Source organism: Halomonas sp. NCCP-2165 (assembly GCF_023708045.1).
GTDB classification, from domain to species: Bacteria; Pseudomonadota; Gammaproteobacteria; order Pseudomonadales; family Halomonadaceae; genus Bisbaumannia; species Bisbaumannia pacifica.
Genome location: NZ_BRCY01000031.1, coordinates 1 through 17,440, shown reverse-complemented (window position 1 = coordinate 17,440; position 17,440 = coordinate 1). Strand labels below are relative to the sequence as shown.

Sequence of the window (17,440 nt, the reverse complement as noted above, 5' to 3'; positions counted from 1 at the left end):
CATTGCCCAATAATCGCATAATTGTATGGATTCAATATTATGGAAGCCTTGGCAGTCCTGGGCCCGGCGGCCCTCTATATGATCTCCATGACCATCACCCCCGGCCCCAACAACGTGATGCTCACCGCCTCCGGGGCCAACTACGGCTTCCTGCGCACCCTGCCGCATATCTTCGGCATCCTGGGGGGCTGTTTCCTGCTCTTCGCCGGTATCGCCCTGGGCCTGGGGCTGCTCTTCGAGCGTTTTCCCCTGGTGCAGACCGCGCTGCGGCTGATCGGCAGCGCCTACCTGCTCTACCTGGCCTGGCGCATCGCCAGCGCGCCGCCCCCGGACCTGCGCCGCCGCGGCGAGGGGCGCCCGCTGACCTTCTGGCAGGCCGCGGCCTTCCAGTTCGCCAATCCCAAGGCCTGGGTGATGGGGCTGGCGCTGATGGCGGGCTTTTTGCCCGAGGACGGTGACACCTGGCTCAATGCCCTGCTGCTGGCGGCCTTCGCCGAGCTGGTGGCGCTGCCCTGCATCGCGGTCTGGGCGGGCTTCGGCACCGCCATCGGGCGCTGGCTCGACGGCCCCCGGGCCTGGCGGGTCTTCAATGCCCTGATGGGAGCGCTGACCGCCGCCTGCGTGCTGTTTATCCTGGGCTAGGGGTAAAGTCGACGACTCAGGCCTTCCCCGGTTGGAAGGCCTCCCAGGTCTTCTCCGCCAGGCCGATGCCGGCGCCGGTCATGGTCAGGTAGGTCTCGTTGGCGCCGGCCTCGCGCAGGATCTCCGCCTCGTCGTCATACAGCGTATTGGCGACGATGGGGCCGCCGAAGCCCAGGCGACGCAACTGGCGCGCCGCCATGACCTTGCCCTCCATCTCCGGCATGGCCAGGATCACCGCCTTGATGCGGCTGATATCGATGGCGTGCCAGAAACCGATGTCCTCGGCGTCGGCATAGACCACCCGGCGCCCCGCCCGTTGATGCTTGCTGACCTTGTTGGGGTCGGCGTCCAGCCCCACCACCCGGGCACGGCGCTCGGCGAGGAAATCGTAGGCGGCGCTGCCGGTGCGCCCCATGCCCATGATCAGCAGGTCCGAACGCCCCAGGGAGACCGGCTGCTCGTCGGGGTGCTTGGTATGGCTCTCGAAGCGCCGGAGCAAGCCCTCCAGGCGATCGAAGAGCGGGTGGGCCAGGCGATTCAGGGGCGCGGCCACCACGAAGGAGACCGCCACCGTGATGGCCAGGGGGACCAGCCACTCCTCGAGCACGCCGGCGGCGACGATCAGGCCGAACTCGCTGTAGCAGGTGAGGCTCAGCGCGCCGAGGAAGGCGTTGCGGGCGCGCAGCCGGAACAGGGTCAGCAGGAAGAAGAACACCAGCCCCTTGAGGGGCAGCGCCAGGCCCATCACCAGGGCGAAGGTGAGCGCCTCGGCGTCGGGCAGGCCGGCCATGCCGATCTGCAGGAAGAAGCCGATCAGCAGGATCTCCTTGATGCCCCACAGGGCCTGGGAGAGCTCCTGAGCCCGAGGGTGCTCGGCCAGCAGCACGCCCATGATCAGGGCCCCCAGCTCCGGGCTCAGCCCCACCAGTTCGAAGCCCAGGCCGCCCAGGGCCACCGCCAGGATCACCCCCATCAGCACCAGCAGCTCCTCGTGGCCGGCCACGTCCATCAGCCAGTAGAGCAGCGGCTTGAGCAGCGGCAGGGCGAAGACCCCCAGCGCCCAGGGCGAGGGGGTATGGCCGCCGGCCAGGCTGAGCACCGCCAGGGCGATCAGGTCCTGGATGATCAGGATGCCGATGGCCACTCGGCCATGGAAGGCGCGCAGCTCGCGTTTGGACTCCAGCACCTTGGCCGCCAGCACCGTGCTGGAGAAGGCCAGGGCCACCCCCAGCATCAGGGCGGTCTGTCGATCGAGCTGGGTCAGCGCCAGGATACCCAGGGCGAAGACGCCGGTGGTGAAGACGAAGTGCAGCAGGGCGCCGCCCAGCACCACCGGTTGCAACAGGCTCTTGATCTTGAGCTTGAGGCCCACGGTGAACAGCAACAGCAGGACCCCCATATGCGCCACGTGCTCCAGTACCGGACCGGCCTCGTCGGGCAGGCCCAGGCCGGGACCATAGGCGTTGAGGGCGAAGCCGGCGACCAGGAAGCCGACCAGCGGCGGCAGGCCGATCTGGCGCACCAGCATGCCGAACACGAAGGCGAAGGAGAGGGGAAGAACTTCGATCAAGGCACTCATGGGATCATCATTGTCTGCGAAAAAGGGGACGGCGGTGCCGCCCTAGCGGCGATGGCGATCTTTTTCCTCGAGGCGCCAGTGTTTCTGCATCTCGAGGAAGGTGAAAGAGGCAGACCAGGTGATCAGCATGAAACCGGTCAGCGCCTCGCTGCCGTAGAGGAAGCGGATCGGCCCCAGCGGGATGATATCGCCATAGCCCAGGGTGGTGTAGGTGACCGCCGACATGAACACATAGTCGAGCATCACGAAACCGTCGTAGCCGACGATGGTGCCGATGCCTTGATTCTCCACCAGCCACCAGGCGGTCAGGCCGAACAGCCAGATCTCCGCCACATGGGTCAGCAGCAGGCCGAACACCAGCAGCAGGATACGCCCGCGATGTGACAGGTGTGAGCGCTCGATCAGGCGCGTCAGGGCCACGAAGGCCTCATAGTGCAGCAGCACCGCCACGATCACCGCAACCAGGGTGATGATGGCGACGTGGTAGTGTGCCATGTCCAGCAAGGGTCACTCTCCCGGCAGGCCGCAGTCATCGAGGGGCGCCAGTCTAGCACGCCGGCCCGGCTCGATAGGCGCCGCCATGCCAACGTTGAATTCGCCGCTCCCGGAAGGCGCTAAGGTGGAGACGAGTCTGAGCGGGGAGGCGCCGATGAATCGATGGGCGGTCGTGCTAGGGGTGGTCATGCTGGCGGTGGTGGGCCTGGCGCTGCTGCCGGCCTCCCGGGCGCCCCTGTCGACGGGTGAGCCGGCGACCCCCGAGGCCCTGGCTGAGCGGCGCGGTGCCCTGATCGACCGCCTGGTGTTCACCCAGGAGAGCGACCCGGGGCGGGTCACCGGCCTGCTCGAGACCGGCAGCCACCAGGCCTTCGTGCAGGGCATCGGCAGCATCCCCGTCTACCGCCGCCTGCGCGATGCCACGGGGGCCGACTATGACCTCTCCTACGGCTCCTCGGTGGAGCTGACCCTCAACCCGGTGGGCCCGACCTTCCGCGACGGCCGCCTCAATCCCTTCCATGTGCCGGCCATCCGCGAGGCCCTGCACCGGCTGGTGGATCGCGACCATATCGCCGAGGAGCTCTACGGCGGCCTGGCGGTGCCCCGCTGGCTGCCGATCAGCACCGCCTTCCCCGATTACGCCCGCCTGGCCGAGACCGCCCGCGCCCTGGAGCTGCGCTACGCCTACGATCCGGCGGCGGCCGAGGCCACCATCGCCCGGGAGATGCGTGCCCTGGGCGCCAGCCGCGAGGCGGGGCGCTGGCACCATCGGGGCGAGCCTGTGACCCTGATCCTGCTGATTCGCAGCGACGACGAGCGGCGCCGGGTGGGGGACTACCTTGCTAATCAGCTGGAGGATATCGGCTTCGCCGTGGAGCGCCGCTACCGCAACGCCGAGGAGGCCTCGCGGCTATGGATCGCCGGTGATCCCGCCGCCGGCCAGTGGCACCTCTACACCGGCGGCTGGATCTCCATCGTCATCCAGCGCGATCAGGCCCAGAACTTCAGCGACTTCTTCACCCCCCGGGGGCGCGCCGAGCCGCTCTGGCAGGCCTATGCGCCGAGCCCCGAGCTCGATGCCCTGGCCGAGCGCCTGGAACGCCGCGACTACGCCGACTGGGACGAGCGCCAGGCGCTGATGGCCCGGGCCCTGGAGCTGGCCATGCAGGACTCGGTGCGACTCTGGCTGGTGGACCGCCTCAGCGTCTCGGCTCGAGCCAGCAACGTCTCGGTGGCCGCGGACCTGGCCGGTGGCCTGGCCGGCTCGGCGCTGTGGCCCTATACCCTGCGCTATGACGGGCGCCTGGGCGGCGAGATGGTCTTCGGCACCCCGGGGCTGCTCACCGAGCCCTGGAACCCCATCGCCGGCAGCAACTGGATCTTCGATCGCATGATCACCCGGGCCCTGACCGACCCGCCGCTGCTGCCCGATCCCTACACCGGCCTCTATCGTCCCCAGCGCCTCGAGCATGCCGAGGTGACGGTGGCCGAGGGCGTCACCCTGACCCGGAGCCTCGACTGGCTGAGCCTGGAGCGTCAGGAACGCATCGTCGTCCCCGAGGACGCCTGGCTGGGCTGGGATGCCGGCGAGGGACGCCTGATCACGGTGGGCGAGGCCCATCCCGAGGGGCCGCTCACCGCCCGCACCCGGGTGCGCCTCCACTACGAGGCGGGCTACCTGGGCCAGCGCTGGCATGACGGCTCGCGGCGCTCGGTGGCGGATCTGCTGCTGCCCTGGCTCCTCGCCTTCGAGCGCGCCGACGAGGCCAGCCCGCTGTTCGATGCCGCCCATCAGCCCACCTTCGAGGCCTATCGTCAGCACTTCCGCGGCTGGCGCATCCTGAGTAGCGAACCGCTGATCATCGAGGCCTACAGCGATCAGGGCTTCCCCGACGCCGAGACCCTGGTGGCGGCCCGGGCGCCTCAGCCGCTGCCCTGGCACACCCTGGCCCTGGGCATCTTGGCCGAGCGGCGCGGCGAGCTGGCCTTCTCATCCCACCAGGCGGATCGCCGCGGCATCGACTGGCTCAACCTGGTGGCCGGTCCCAGCCTGTCGATCCTCGACCGCTACCTGGCCGAGGCCCGGGGGCGGCGCTACCTGCCCTTCGCCGCGGCCCTCTCGCCCTGGGTCGAGGAGGCGGAGATCACCGCCCGCTATGCCGCCCTTGACGCCTGGGTGGCGTCCCGCGGTCACTACTGGGTCGGCGACGGCCCCTTCGAGCTGGCGGCGGTCTACCCCCTGGAGGGCAGCCTGGTGCTGGAACGCTTCGAGGCGTTCCCCGACCCGGCCGACGAGTGGCTGTCGCTGAGTCAGGCGGCGTTGCCGGAATTGACCACTCGGGGCCCCCTGGTGGTGAACGCCGGCGACTCGGCCGAGGTGCGCCTGAGCGTGACCCGGCGGGGCGAGCCCTACCCAGAGGACGCCATCGAGGGCGTCCGCTACCTGCTCTTCGATGGGCAGGGACGGCTCGCCGGGCGTGGCGAGCCGCGGCCCCTGGGACAGGGCGAATGGGGCCTGTCCCTGGACGCCGAGCGCCTCGCCGCCCTGGGCGCCGGCGCCCATCGCCTGGAATTCATCCTCACCAGCCAGCGGGTGGCCCTGCCCGGCTTCGCCAGCCATCTCTTCGCTACCCTGCCGGCGACAGCCCCGGAGGCCAGCCCATGATGCCGCGTCGTGCCTGGGGCCGAGACCTGAGGTACCTGGCCCTCTACCTGATCAAGCGCCTGCTGGCGCTGCTGGTCACGGTGCTGATCGGCGTCTACCTGACCATCGTGGTGGCCAATATGGGCGGCCAGGTGGACGAGTTGCGCCGGGTGCAGATCCGCAGCGAGGCCTTCGAGCAGGTGCGCGCCGACCCCGCCTTCCAGGACATGCCCAGCGCCGAGCGCAACGCCCTGGTGGAGCGCCGGGTGGCCCTGGAGGTCGAGCGCTTGCGTCTCGACGAGCCCTTCGTGGTGCGCAGCGTCGACTACCTGCAGCGGGCCATGCGCCTCGACCTGGGCCGCGCCGAGCAGATGCACAGCGACGCCGGCTCGCGGCGGGTCAGCGATATCATCGTCGAGCGCCTGCCGGCGACCCTGCTGCTGTTCGGCACCGCCAACCTGCTGGTGTTCTTCGCCGCCGTGGGCAGCGCCCTGTGGCTGTCGCGGCGCTACGGCGGTCGCGTCGATCGCCTGGTCATCGCCCTGGCCCCCAGCTCGGCGGCGCCGGGCTGGTTCTACGGCATCTTCCTGATTCTCGCCTTCGCCTTCCTGGTGCCGCTGCTGCCGCCGGGGGGCATGGTGGCGGCGCCGCCGCCACAGGGCCTGGCCTATGCGGTCAGCCTGGCGCGGCATATGCTGCTGCCGGTGGCGGCCATGGTGCTGTCGTCGATCTTCGTCTCCATCTACGCCTGGCGCACCTTCTTCCTGATCCATGCCAGCGAAGACTACGTGGAGATGGCCCGGGCCAAGGGACTGCCGTCGCGGCTGATCGAGCGCCGCTATATCCTGCGCCCGACCCTGGCGCCGATCATCACCAACTTCCTGCTGATGCTGATCGGCCTGTGGAGCGGCGCCATCATCCTCGAGCAGGTCTTCAACTGGCCGGGGCTGGGCTCGCTGCTGTTCCAGGCCATCGGCTTCCGCGATACCCCGGTGATCATCGGTGGCGTGGTGATCTTCGCCTACCTGCTGGCGCTGACCGTGCTGCTGCTGGACCTGCTCTATGCGCTGCTCGATCCCCGGGTGCGGATCCTCGGCGAGGGGAGGGGGGGCGCATGAGCCGGGGCATGGGACGTCGCGAAGCCTGGGCGGAACTGCGCCGCTACCCCTCGGCCCTGGCCGGGGTGGCGCTGATCCTGCTGCTGGTCGCCCTGGCCCTGCACACCCTGGCCACCGTGCCCTACGACCAGGCGGTGGCCAGCTGGCGCAGCGGCGAGGCGCGGCTGCCGATCAATGCGCGGCCGGTCTGGAGCGACTGGCTGAGCCCCGGCCGGGCGCCACGCAGCCAGCGCCTGATCGCGACGGAGATCGACAGCGAGGCCTTCCCCGGCGGGCGACGCCTGACCCAGCGCATCGCCCTCGACTACGCCTACGACGACTTCCCCAGCGAGCTGGCGCTCTTCCTCACCCCGCGGCATAGCGAGCGGGCCGCCTTTCTGCGCCTCACCTGGCGCACCCCGGACGGGCGCGAGATCGATCTCGGCAGCCGGCGGCTGGTGGGCGAGACCCGGGTGGCGCTCTCCCAGGATCGCGCCCTGGAGCGGCGCCTGGGGCGGCCGGCGCACCTCGGCCTGCTGGCCGCGCCGGACGGCGAGGCGGTGCTGCCGGGGCGCCATACCCTGACCCTGGAGGCGGTGTTCTTCGACCCCGGCGCCGAGCTTGCCAGCGAGCTGCTGCTCTATGGCCGGGTGCATGGCCTGGCCGGCACCGATCACCAGCGCCGCGACCTCAGCTTGGCGCTGCGCTGGGGCACGCCGATCGCCCTGGCCTTCGGCCTGGTGGCAGCGGTGGGCACCACCCTCAGCACCCTGGTGATCGCCGCCGTCGGCGTCTGGTACCGGGGCTGGGTGGATGCGCTGATCCAGCGCCTCACCGAGGTCAATATGATCCTGCCGCTGCTGCCGATCCTGGTGATGGTGGGCACCCTCTACTCCACCAGCATCTGGCTGATGCTGGGGGTGGTGGTGGCGTTGGGCATCTTCAGCGCCGGCATCAAGACCTACCGGGCCATGCTGCTGCCGATCCGCGAGGCCCCCTATATCGAGGCGGCCCGGGCCTATGGCGCGAGCCATTGGCGCATCGTGATGCGCTATATGCTGCCGCGCATCCTGCCGGTGCTGATTCCCACCTTCGTGACCCTGATCCCCACCTTCGTCTTCCTCGAGGCGTCGCTGGCGGTGCTGGGGCTGGGCGACCCGGTATTGCCCACCTGGGGCAAGGTGCTCAACGACGCCCAGGCCCAGAGCGCCCTCTACAACGGTTACTACTACTGGGTGCTGGCCCCGGCGGCGCTGCTGATGCTCTCCGGGCTCGGCTTCGCCATGCTCGGTTTCGCCCTCGACCGGGTCTTCAATCCCCGGCTAAGGAGCCTGTGATGCCCGATGCCCTGCTCGAGGTGGAGGGGCTGACCCTCGACTACCATACCCGCGGCGGGGTGATGCGCGCCGTGGATGACGTCGGCTTCTCCGTCGGGCGCGGCGAGGCCCTGGTGGTGCTGGGCGAGTCGGGCTGTGGCAAGAGCTCATTGGCCCGGGCGCTGATGCGGCTGCTGCCGCGCAATGCCGGCGGCCTGGGCGGGCGGGTGCGCCTGGCCGGACGCGAGCTGCACCCGCTGGATGACGAGACCTTCCGCCGCGAGGTGCAGTGGCAGGGGCTGGCGCTGGTGATGCAGGCCTCCATGAACGCCCTCAACCCGGTGGTCAGGGTGGGCGAGCAGGTCGCCGAGCCGCTGCGGGTGCACCTGGGCTGGGAGCGTCGCCGGGCCCTGGCCCGGGCCGCCGAGGTCTTCGAGCTGGTGGGCCTGCCCGGCGACTTCCTGCGCCGCTACCCCTTCGAGCTCTCCGGTGGCATGCGTCAGCGGGCGGTGCTGGCCATGGCGCTGGTGGCCGAGCCCGCCCTGGTGATCCTCGATGAGCCCACCTCGGCCCTGGACGTGCTGACCCAGGCGGGGATCATGAACGCCCTCAAGCGGGTCAAGGCGGAACTCGGCACCGGCTTTATCCTGATCACCCATGACGTGGCCACCTCCAGCGAGCTGGCCGACCGGGTGGCGCTGATGTACGCCGGCCAGTTGGTGGAGGTGGCCGACGCCGCGACCTTCTTCTCCGCCCCGGGCCACCCCTATGCCCAGGCGCTGATGGCCAGCGTCCCCAAGCTTCGCCAGCGCGAGCGGCCCCGGGCGATTCCCGGCGAGCCCCCCAGCCTGCTCGACCCGCCCGGGGGCTGCCGCTTCGCCGCGCGCTGCCCGCGGCGCTTCGCCGACTGCGCCCGGCTGCCGCCGGCCTTCGCCCCGGCGCCGCGCCAGGAAGTGCGCTGCTGGCTGCATAAGGAGGATGGCGTATGAGCGCCCTGGTTCAAGTGGATAATCTCTCCGTGCACTTCCATGTCGGCCGGCAATGGGGCGGCGGTTGCCCCGAGGAGGCGTGCCGATGAGCGCCCTGGTTCAAGTGGATAATCTCTCCGTGCACTTCGAGGTGAGGCAGTGGGGCTTCCTGCGCCTGGGGGCGGTGCAGGCGGTGGATCGGGTGGCCCTGACGCTGGCGGAGGGGGAGTCGGTGGCCATCGTCGGCGAGAGCGGCTGCGGCAAGAGCACCCTGGCACGCACCCTGCTGGGGCTGCATCGCCCCACCCAGGGCGAGGTGCGCTTCGCCGGTCGCGAGCTCAGCGGCCTGCGGCGGGGCGAGCTCCGGGCCTATCGGGCCAGCGCCGGCTATGTGCAGCAGGACCCCTTCGGCGCCACCGCGCCCTTCCTCGACGTGCGGCGCATCCTCGCCGAACCGCTGATCATCCAGGGCGTCGGGCGCGACGAGCGGGAGGCGCGCATCCGCGCCGCCCTGGAGGAGGTGCACCTGACCCCGGTGGAGGAGCTGCTCGGCAAGTTCCCGCATATGCTCAGCGGCGGCCAGCAGCAGCGCCTGGTGATCGCCCGGGCGCTGATCCTCGGGCCGCGGCTGCTGGTCGCCGACGAGCCGGTCTCCATGCTCGATGCCTCGGTACGGGTGGAGATTCTCGAGCTGTTGCGGCGCATCCAGGGCCGGCGCCGCCTGACCCTGGCCTTTATCACCCATGATCTCTCCACGGTGCGCCACTACGCCGAGCGGATCTTCGTGATGTACGCCGGCCGGCTGGTGGAGTCGGCGCCGGTGGACGAACTGCTCGACGCCCCCCGCCACCCCTATACCCAGGCCCTGCTGGGGGCCATCGCCGATCCGGACGCCGCCAACGCCCACCGCCAGCGGGAGCTGCCCGCCGGCGAGCCGCCCAGCCTGCTCGACCCGCCCCGGGGCTGCCGCTTCCACCCCCGCTGCCCCCATGCCATGGCCGGACTCTGCGATCGGGACGATCCCCCGGACTTCGCGGTGGGCGAGCGGCATCGCAGCGCCTGCTGGCTGCATCGGGAGTAGCCATCGCCTGGCGACTGCCCCTGCCTCGGCGGGCTCGCCTCGGGTATCATCGGCGGCCCCTTTCACTTGAGCCTCGCCATGCCGTCTGCCTATGCCCAACGCTTCGCCCGCCTGACCGAGCTGCTGGCCCAGTGGCAGCCGCTCTGGGCGCCGGAGCCGTTTCGCTATCGCCGGGCGCCCTGGGGGCAGGCCTTTCCCGCCCTCGAGGCCTGGCTGCTGGGGCTGGACGAGGCCGAGCGGGAGCGCCTGGAGGCGGACCCCTTCGTGGCGTCGGCGCTGGCCGAGTGGCTGCCGGTGGCGGAGCTGGCGTCGCTGTGCGAGGTGGCGCCCCTGCCCGAGGCGGCGGGGGCGCGGCCGCTGCCCGAGGCCTGGGCCACCCATGTGGGGGGGCGCAAGTGGGCGCAGATCGGCGCCTTCGCTGCCCGCCTGGCCCCGGCGCCGGCCTACCTGGAGTGGTGCGCCGGCAAGGGCCACCTGGGGCGGGCCCTGGCGCGGCGCGATAACGCCCGGGTTATCGGCCTGGAGTGGCAGGCGCCGCTGTGCCGGGCGGGGCAGGCCCTGGCTGAGGCCCAGGGGGCGGATCTCAGCCTTCACGAGCAGGACGTGATGGCCGACAGTGCCGCCGACTGGCTGACCCCGGGGCGCCAACTGGTGGCCCTGCACGCCTGCGGCGACCTGCATGGCCGGCTGGTTCGGCGTGCCGCCGAGGGGCGCCTGCCGCTGACCCTGGCGCCCTGTTGCTACCAGCGCACCGCCGAGACCAGCTATCGGCCGCTCTCCCGCCAGGGCGAGCGGGCCATGGCCGAGCACGGGTTGGCGCTGCCCCGGGAGCAGTTGGCCCTGGCGGTGCAGGAGACGGTGACCGCGCCGCGCCAGGTGCGGCTGAGTCGCGCCAGGGCCAATGCCTGGCGGCTGGGCTTCGACGAGCTGCAGCGGGAGCTGCGCGGCGAGGATCGCTACCTGCCGGTGCCGAGCCTCGCCTATGGGCGCCTGCCCGACGACTTCGCCGGCTTCTGCCGCTGGGCCGCCGCCGAGAAGGGGCTGTGCCTGCCATCTCATCTGGATTCGACCCTGGACTGGGCGCGCTTCGAGGCGGCGGGGGCCGAGCGCCAGGCCCGGGTCGAGCGCCTGGAGCTGGTGCGCCACCTCTTCCGCCGCCCCCTGGAGCTATGGTTGGTGCTGGACCGTTTGCTGTGCCTGGAGGAGGCGGGGATGGCGGTGCGCCTGGGGACCTTCTGCGAGCGCTCGCTCACCCCCAGGAACCTGCTGATTCAGGCGCAGTGATATGGGGGGCTCACGGCTCGGCCTGGGAGTCGGGGCGAGCAGGGCCTCGCGAAACAGCGCCTCGATGCGCTCCCGGGTGCGGGCGTACCAGGTCTCGTCCTTGGTCACCGCCCCCTGGGCGTTGAGGGGATGGGTGGGAATATGCAGGCGCATGTCCAGGCCGCTGTCGCGGTGAGTGGTGACCTGCATGGCGGCGGAGCGCCTCGCCGGGCCATAGGGGATATGCCGGGCCAGCTCGGCCTGGCGCTCGCTGCTGGTGGCGAAGCGGATAAAGTCGCGGGCCGCCTCGAGGTGTGGCGCGCCCCGGGGTATCGCCCAGGTCTCGTGTTCCTGGAGCTGGCCGTCCCAGAGGATCTCGATGGGCAGGTCGCGCTCCACCATGGCGGCGAAGAAGCGTCCGTTGTAGCCGGAGGCCATCACCACCCGGCCCTCGGCCAGCCACTCCACCGGGGTCTCGCCGGCCTGCCACCAGTGGATCTCGTCGAGGCCGCGCAGCCGGGCGAAGGCGAGCTCCAGGCCGCGGCGGGTGCTGAGCAGGCGATAGAGTGCCTCCCGGGGCACCCGGTAGGAGAGCAGGGCCCACTCCAGGTTGGCCGCCGGGGTGCGTTGCAGGGCCCGGGGGCCGGGGAAGCGCTCCTGGTCGAAGAGGTCGGCGATGCGCGTGGGGCGCCGCCCGGGGAAGGCGTCGCGGCGGTAGGCCACCACGGTGGCGAAGATCGAGTGGCTGATGGCGCAGCGTCCCAGGGCATCGGGCAGGAAGTCCTCCGCCGCCGGGGTGCCGTCCGGCGCCGGGGCCACCAGGTCCGCGGGCAGCGGCGCCAGCAACCCCTCCGCGCAGGCCGCCATGGCCTCGCTGCGGGTCATGTCGAGCACGTCCCAGGGCACGGCATCGTTCGCCACGGCGCGGCGCAGGTCGCTCAGGCCGCCGTTGTAGCGGGCCGCCTCCACCGGGATGCCCGTCGCCTCGGTAAAGGGGGTGAAGAGGGCGCGGCGCTGGGCGCGTTCGTAGGCGCCGCCCCAACTGAGTACCGTCAGGGGGCCGGCGTCCTCCGGCGCCTCGGCGACGGCCGAGGGGGGAGAGAGGGCGGCCAGGCTCAGCAGCCCGGCCAGCAGCCGAGCCGGCAACCCCGGTAGCCAACGCCTAGCCGGCACCGTGTTCCTCCCGCCGCAGGGCGTCGCTGTGATGCAGGAAGGCGCGGGCGATGCTCGATTCATAGGCGACCCCCAGGAAGCGTTCCTCGTCGTCCACCACGGCGATGGCCTCGCCGGTGACCTGCTGCAGCCGATGCATCGCCTCCCAGAGCGAGGCCTGGGGGCCCAGCACCGGGCGTGGCGTCTCGGGACAGTCGGCCAGGGTGCCGGCCGTGCCGGCCTCGCGCCGGGCCTCCAGGTCCGCTAGGGTCACGCAGCCCCGGTAGCGGCCCTGGTCGTCCACCCGGTAGGCCTCGCCATGGCCCGACCGGCCCAGTCGCGAGATGGCGTGCTCCAGCGTCGTCTGCGGGGCCAGGGTCACGGCGTCCTGGCTGATCAGCTCGGCCAGCCGCGCCTCCTGGAGCACGGCGCGGCCGCGGCCCGCGGAGAGGTCCAGGCCGCGCTTGGCCAGTTGGATATCGAACAGCGAGCGGCCGAACAGCTGGGCGGCCAGGGGGCTGGCCAGGGTCACGCTGGCCAGGGCGGCGGTGGTCAGCGCGTAGCTGCCGGTGAGCTCGAAGACGATCAGCAGGGTGGTGAGGGGCGCGCCGATCACCGGCGCGGTGACCGCCACCATGCCGCACACCGCATAGAAGATAAAGGTCTCCTGGGCGCCGCCCAGCCCCATCACCAGGGTGCCGGCGAGGGCGCCGAAGAGGGTACCGATGACCAGCGCCGGGCTGAACACGCCGCCGGCGAAGCCCAGCCCCAGACACAGGGCGGTGGCGGCCAGCTTGAGCCCCAGCACCAGCAGCAGCTCGCCGCCGCCATAGGCGCCGGCCAGGGTGGCGAAGCGCAGGGTCTCCTGGCCCATGCCGAGGATATCCGGCACCCAGAGGGCGGTCAGGCCGAGCAGGGCCCCGGCCAGGGCCGGGCGCAGGCCGATCGGCAGCGGCAGGCGCTGGGCCAGGCGCCCCATGCCGAGGATGGCGTGCATATAGGCCCCGGCCACCAGGGCGCCCAGGCCGCCCAGGACCAGGAAGAGGGCGAATTCCCAGGGGCGGGGCACGGCGGGGTCGGCGATATGAAAGAGTGCCCCCAGGGCCAGCCATTGGGTGGCCAGCACATGGCCGACGATGGCCGCGGCGGCCACCGGGGCGAAGGCGCGCAGGGCGTAATGACGCAGCACCACCTCGTGGGCGAAGACGATCCCCGCCAGGGGCGCATTGAAGGCCGCGGCGATGGCCGCCGCCACCCCGCAGGCGATGGTGATATTGTCCTCCGAGCGGCCCAGGCGCAGCAGCCGCGTCGCCTGGGAGCCCAGGGTGGCTCCCAGGTGCACCAGGGGCCCGTACTGACCCACCGAGGCGCCGGCGCCCAGCGAGACCAGGGCGCTCAACGCCGAGAGGCCGCCGGCCCGGGCTGGCAGGCGGCCGCGGCGGGTCTGGACGGCGGCGATGGCATCGGCGGGGGTATGGGGGCGGCCATCGGGCAGGCCGCGATGCAGCTGGCCGACCACCAGCCCGCCCAGGGTCGGCACCAGCAGGGTGGCGAGCACCACCAGGCCGGGGTCGGCGACCATCATTCGCCCCCGGGGGGAGATCAGCAGCAGGTCGTTGAGCCATACCACCGCATTGACGAAGCCGACGGCGGCCAGGGCGGCCACGCCACCGATCAGAGCGCCCAGCAGTACCAGGCCGAGAAAGCGCCAGACCGCCAGCACGCGCCGCACCTTGGGTCCGAAGAGGGGGGAGTCCATGCTCAAGGTGTAGGCGTCATCGATGCATTGGGCAAGGGGCCGTCCGGAGGGGGCGATTCCGGCCTATGCTTCGGAGCAGGCGAGCGAGACGCGTTCACGATCATGGGCGAGGCGCTGCGCTGGCCAGCCGTATACCGCCGGCCCGCTTCGGCATCATCGAGGTGCGCCCGGTGCGGCAACTACCTCCCCTGGATAATCAAGGAGACGACGGATGAGCTATATGGATGGTTTCGTGGCCGCGGTGCCCACCGCCAACAAGGCCAAGTACATCGAACACGCCCGCATCGCCGCGGCGGTATTCAAGGAGTTCGGCGCCCTGCAGGTGATGGAGTGCTGGGGCGACGAGGTCCCGGAAGGCAAGGTCACCTCCTTCCCCCAGGCGGTGAAGTGCCAGGCGGACGAGAGCGTGGTCTTCGGCTGGATCCGTTGGCCCTCGAAAGCGGTGCGCGACCGGGCCATGGCCCAGGCCATGGAGGACCCGCGCATGCAGCCCGACGTCAACCCCATGCCCTTCGACGGCCGGCGGCTGATCTATGGGGGCTTCGAGGTGCTCTTCGAGGTGTAGGCCGACGCCGAATCGTCTTCCCCTGGCCGGGTTGCGAGCCCGGCCAGGGGCGACAGGAGTGCGACGCCGCCGTGGCGGTGTAGACTGGGCGAGAATGTCTCAGGGAGAGCAGCCATGACCCAGCCCAGCCAACCTCGCTTCTGGCGCGATGCACGCCTGCCGCACCTGGAGCTGCGCCTGGTCGAGGATGGCCGCAAGGTCGGCTACGCGCCGCATAGCCATCGGCACTGGTCGCTGGGGGCGGTGACCGCCGGGGAGAGCACCTTCCACTATCGGGAGGCGCGACATCACATCCAGGCCGGCAGCCTGGTGTTGATGAACCCGGAGTGGGTCCACGCCTGCAACCCCATCGACGACCGGCCCTGGGCCTACCGCATGCTCTACGTGGAGACCGACTGGCTGACCACGCTGCGCCAGGGGGCGGGGCTGCTCGAGGTACCATGCTGGCAGGACATTCCCACCGCGGTGATTACCGCCCCCGACTGGTATGCCGGTTACCTGCGCATGACCGATGCCCTGCTCGACCCGCGCCGCGACCTGCTGGACAAGCAGAGCGAGGTGGCCGGTTACCTCACGGCGCTGATGCACCACCTGGCGGGGCAGCCGGCCCAGCCGCGGCCGCTGCCTCCGGCCACCCTGCGCGAACTGGCTGCCTACCTGGACGCCCATGCCGCCGAGGAGGTCTCCCTGGACGCCCTGTGCGCGCGTTCCGGCTACAGCCCCGGGCACCTGATCCGCGCCTTCAAGCAGCACTTCGGCCTGACGCCCCACGCCTACCTGATCAATCGCCGCGTCCAACTGGGTCAGCGGGAGCTCAAGCGCGGCCTCCCGATCGCCGAGGCGGCGCTGAGCGCCGGCTTCAGCGACCAGCCGCACTTCCAGCGCACCTTCAAGCGCCTGGTGGCCGCCACCCCCGATCAGTATCGCCGCTCGCGGCTCGAGTCCTAGTCGGGGACGCTGGTGGGCGACGCCGGGACTGGCGTAACCAGCAGGCACGCGACTATCGCGGCGAGGCGGTGACCATCATGCGTCGCGACGGGGGCGGACGCCGATCAATCGATCAGCAGATAGACGCAGCTGGCGGCGAGCAGCAGCGCCAGGCTGCGGTTGATGGCGACCAGCACCCCGGGACGCTGCACATGGCGGCGCAGGAAGGCCCCGGCATAGACCCAACTGCCCAGGGAGAGCCAGCAGATGGGCAGGTAGAGGGCGGCGAAGAGCCAGAGCTGGCCCACGTCGCCGCCGGTATAGGCGCCGATGCCCGAGGCCGAAGCCAGCCAGGCCTTGGGGTTGAGCCACTGCATCAGCGCCCCCGCCATAAAGCCTGGGGCCTGTCGGCCGTCGTCTGCCGGCAGGCGGCCATCGTCGCGAAACAGCCGCAGGCTCAGGTAGAGCAGGAAGGCCACCCCCGCCCAGCGCAGGGCCGTCTCCAGCCCCGGCACCATCGTCAGCAGCGAGTAGAGCCCCAGGCCGATGGCCAGGAACAGCGCGAGAAAACCCAGGGTGGCCCCGGTGGCGAAGACCAGCCCTTGCGGGATGGGGTAGCGGGTGCCGCTGCTCAGGCAGACCAGGTTGACCGGGCCAGGAGAGATGGAAGCGGCCAGGGCGAAGGCCGACATCGGCAGGATCAGGGACAGGCTCATGGGGTTCCTCCTCGAAGGGCAAGCGATGCCCCGAGTCTGGCCACCCCCGCGTCCCCGGTATTGCACAAAATTGCCCTGGGCGAGCGCCGAGGGTCGTCGGAGAAACTCTAGGCTGGAGGCGGCACCCCGAAGGCGGAAGGCCTGACCCCGGTCGGCGGGGCATCGGCGCCTGGGGTGGGAACGCTAATCGAAAAGCGAACCCCGGGACGACTCAGAGGTCGCAGGGCGCATGAGTTGGGGGCTGGGTGGGCCGCTATCCATGTGCATGGCTTGTCAAAATCGGATCAGGCTGGACATTCGCTATTCTCGACTATGCGGGCCGGTGAATAAGACGCTGATGGAAAGACGGTTGCCCTCAGCTCGCGCTTGGCCCGGGGTAAAAGCGTTACGGTAGAATCGTATAACCAGGGCAGGCAATGCGATACCTGCTACATTGCACCTTCGGCTCTATTCCGTGGGCGTGCATGTTGCAGGTGTTATGTGTGAGCGAGAGCGGCACATGAACGTTATTTACAGGACCCCAGGATATGAAATTTTCGACGTATGGCGAGGTTGATCGACAGGAAGTCGAGGACCTGTTTACCCGGACGTTCTCTGATTCGGAAGGTGAGCACGAGGGAAGGCTGATCGGGCGCTTGGTGCATGAGTTGATGAGCGGGACCGAAGCCGGTGACATGCTTGGGTTTATTGCTGCCGAGCAGGAGCAGATAGTCGGCTGTATCTTTTTCACGCGCTTGTCGTTTGGTTCTCCCGTAAAAGCCTTTATGTTGTCACCGGTAGCCGTTGATAAAAATCATCAGGGTAAAGGCATTGGTCAAAACCTGATTCAATTTGGTATTCAGTGTTTACGTGAGCGAGGAGTCGAACTCGTCTTTACCTATGGTGATCCGAACTACTATTCAAGAGTGGGTTTCGAGCACGTATCTCAAGAGGTCGCGGAAGCGCCGTTTACATTATCCCACCCAGAGGGTTGGCTGGGGCAGTCGTTGGGTGGGGGGAGTATTGATCGCCCGCTGGGGCAGGCTGGTTGCGTCGAGGCATTCAATGATTCTCGGTATTGGTGAATGTATCTGCCAGGCTGGGAGTTACCTGACCCCGCCTTATTCATCAGGGTGAACCGTCCCGGGATTCCCGGAGGCTCCAAACCTTGAGAGGATGGAGCCATGAACACTTCCAAACGATATGCCCCTGAGGTCCGTCAACGGGCCGTCCGCATGGTCTTCGACCACGAGGCCG

The 17,440-nt window shown here is 70.2% G+C and carries 15 protein-coding genes; 10 read left to right on the top strand and 5 right to left on the bottom strand.

From position 1 onward, the window contains the following. Positions 1 to 39: 39 nt before the first annotated feature. A complete protein-coding gene (locus NFU04_RS13880) occupies positions 40 to 642 on the top strand; it encodes a LysE family translocator (protein WP_251310043.1) in 603 nt (200 codons plus the stop codon). 16 nt (positions 643 to 658) lie between these two features. Here NFU04_RS13880 and NFU04_RS13875 read toward each other — a convergent pair whose 3' ends face one another. Both NFU04_RS13875 and NFU04_RS13870 read right to left on the bottom strand, forming a co-directional pair. Then, on the bottom strand, positions 659 to 2,221 hold the full coding sequence (locus NFU04_RS13875; protein WP_251310042.1) for a cation:proton antiporter family protein: 1,563 nt from the start codon (positions 2,219 to 2,221) through the stop codon (positions 659 to 661). Between the two features lie 42 nt (positions 2,222 to 2,263). Then, entirely contained in the window at positions 2,264 to 2,716 is a 453-nt protein-coding gene (locus NFU04_RS13870) for a potassium channel family protein (RefSeq protein ID WP_251310057.1), read from the bottom strand. Positions 2,717 to 2,870: 154 nt separating this feature from the next. On the opposite strand from NFU04_RS13870, the gene NFU04_RS13865 reads away from it, so the two are divergent. The 6 genes from NFU04_RS13865 (at position 2,871) to NFU04_RS13840 (ending at position 11,106) form a co-directional block, all read left to right on the top strand. Then, entirely contained in the window at positions 2,871 to 5,381 is a 2,511-nt protein-coding gene (locus NFU04_RS13865; RefSeq protein ID WP_251310041.1) for an ABC transporter substrate-binding protein, read from the top strand. After that, positions 5,378 to 6,478, top strand: coding sequence for an ABC transporter permease (locus tag NFU04_RS13860; protein WP_251310040.1), 1,101 nt, complete (start codon positions 5,378 to 5,380; stop codon positions 6,476 to 6,478). The genes NFU04_RS13865 and NFU04_RS13860 overlap by 4 nt, the downstream gene beginning before the upstream one ends. Before the next feature lie 8 nt (positions 6,479 to 6,486). Further along, on the top strand, positions 6,487 to 7,794 hold the full coding sequence (locus NFU04_RS13855; protein WP_251310039.1) for an ABC transporter permease: 1,308 nt from the start codon (positions 6,487 to 6,489) through the stop codon (positions 7,792 to 7,794). Next, positions 7,794 to 8,762 (top strand): ABC transporter ATP-binding protein, encoded by a 969-nt coding sequence (locus NFU04_RS13850; RefSeq protein ID WP_251310038.1) that lies wholly within the window; start codon positions 7,794 to 7,796, stop codon positions 8,760 to 8,762. The genes NFU04_RS13855 and NFU04_RS13850 overlap by 1 nt, the downstream gene beginning before the upstream one ends. A gap of 85 nt (positions 8,763 to 8,847) precedes the next feature. After that, positions 8,848 to 9,822: an ABC transporter ATP-binding protein gene (locus NFU04_RS13845; protein ID WP_251310037.1), complete on the top strand. Its 975-nt coding sequence runs from the start codon at positions 8,848 to 8,850 to the stop codon at positions 9,820 to 9,822. A gap of 78 nt (positions 9,823 to 9,900) precedes the next feature. Beyond that, complete coding sequence (locus tag NFU04_RS13840) at positions 9,901 to 11,106, top strand: methyltransferase (RefSeq protein ID WP_251310036.1); 1,206 nt, start codon at positions 9,901 to 9,903, stop codon at positions 11,104 to 11,106. Here the strand turns inward: NFU04_RS13840 and NFU04_RS13835 are convergent. Next, positions 10,990 to 12,258: an extracellular solute-binding protein gene (locus NFU04_RS13835; RefSeq protein ID WP_251310035.1), complete on the bottom strand. Its 1,269-nt coding sequence runs from the start codon at positions 12,256 to 12,258 to the stop codon at positions 10,990 to 10,992. The two genes, NFU04_RS13840 and NFU04_RS13835, sit on opposite strands and share 117 nt — an antisense overlap. Then, positions 12,248 to 13,996 carry a chloride channel protein gene (locus tag NFU04_RS13830; protein ID WP_251310056.1) on the bottom strand — a complete coding sequence of 583 codons (1,749 nt, stop codon included), beginning with the start codon at positions 13,994 to 13,996 and terminating at the stop codon, positions 12,248 to 12,250. The genes NFU04_RS13835 and NFU04_RS13830 overlap by 11 nt, the downstream gene beginning before the upstream one ends. A 211-nt stretch (positions 13,997 to 14,207) precedes the next feature. Here NFU04_RS13830 and NFU04_RS13825 point away from each other — a divergent pair, with 211 nt between their 5' ends. Further along, positions 14,208 to 14,561 (top strand): DUF1428 domain-containing protein, encoded by a 354-nt coding sequence (locus NFU04_RS13825; RefSeq protein WP_251310034.1) that lies wholly within the window; start codon positions 14,208 to 14,210, stop codon positions 14,559 to 14,561. Positions 14,562 to 14,675: 114 nt separating this feature from the next. Further along, positions 14,676 to 15,509, top strand: coding sequence for an AraC family transcriptional regulator (locus NFU04_RS13820; protein ID WP_251310033.1), 834 nt, complete (start codon positions 14,676 to 14,678; stop codon positions 15,507 to 15,509). 104 nt (positions 15,510 to 15,613) lie between these two features. Here the strand turns inward: NFU04_RS13820 and NFU04_RS13815 are convergent, their stop codons facing one another. Then, on the bottom strand, positions 15,614 to 16,204 hold the full coding sequence (locus NFU04_RS13815; RefSeq protein ID WP_251310032.1) for a LysE family translocator: 591 nt from the start codon (positions 16,202 to 16,204) through the stop codon (positions 15,614 to 15,616). A 527-nt stretch (positions 16,205 to 16,731) separates the two neighbouring features. On the opposite strand from NFU04_RS13815, the gene NFU04_RS13810 reads away from it, so the two are divergent. Beyond that, on the top strand, positions 16,732 to 17,268 hold the full coding sequence (locus NFU04_RS13810; RefSeq protein WP_251310031.1) for a GNAT family N-acetyltransferase: 537 nt from the start codon (positions 16,732 to 16,734) through the stop codon (positions 17,266 to 17,268). Positions 17,269 to 17,440 lie beyond the last annotated feature (172 nt).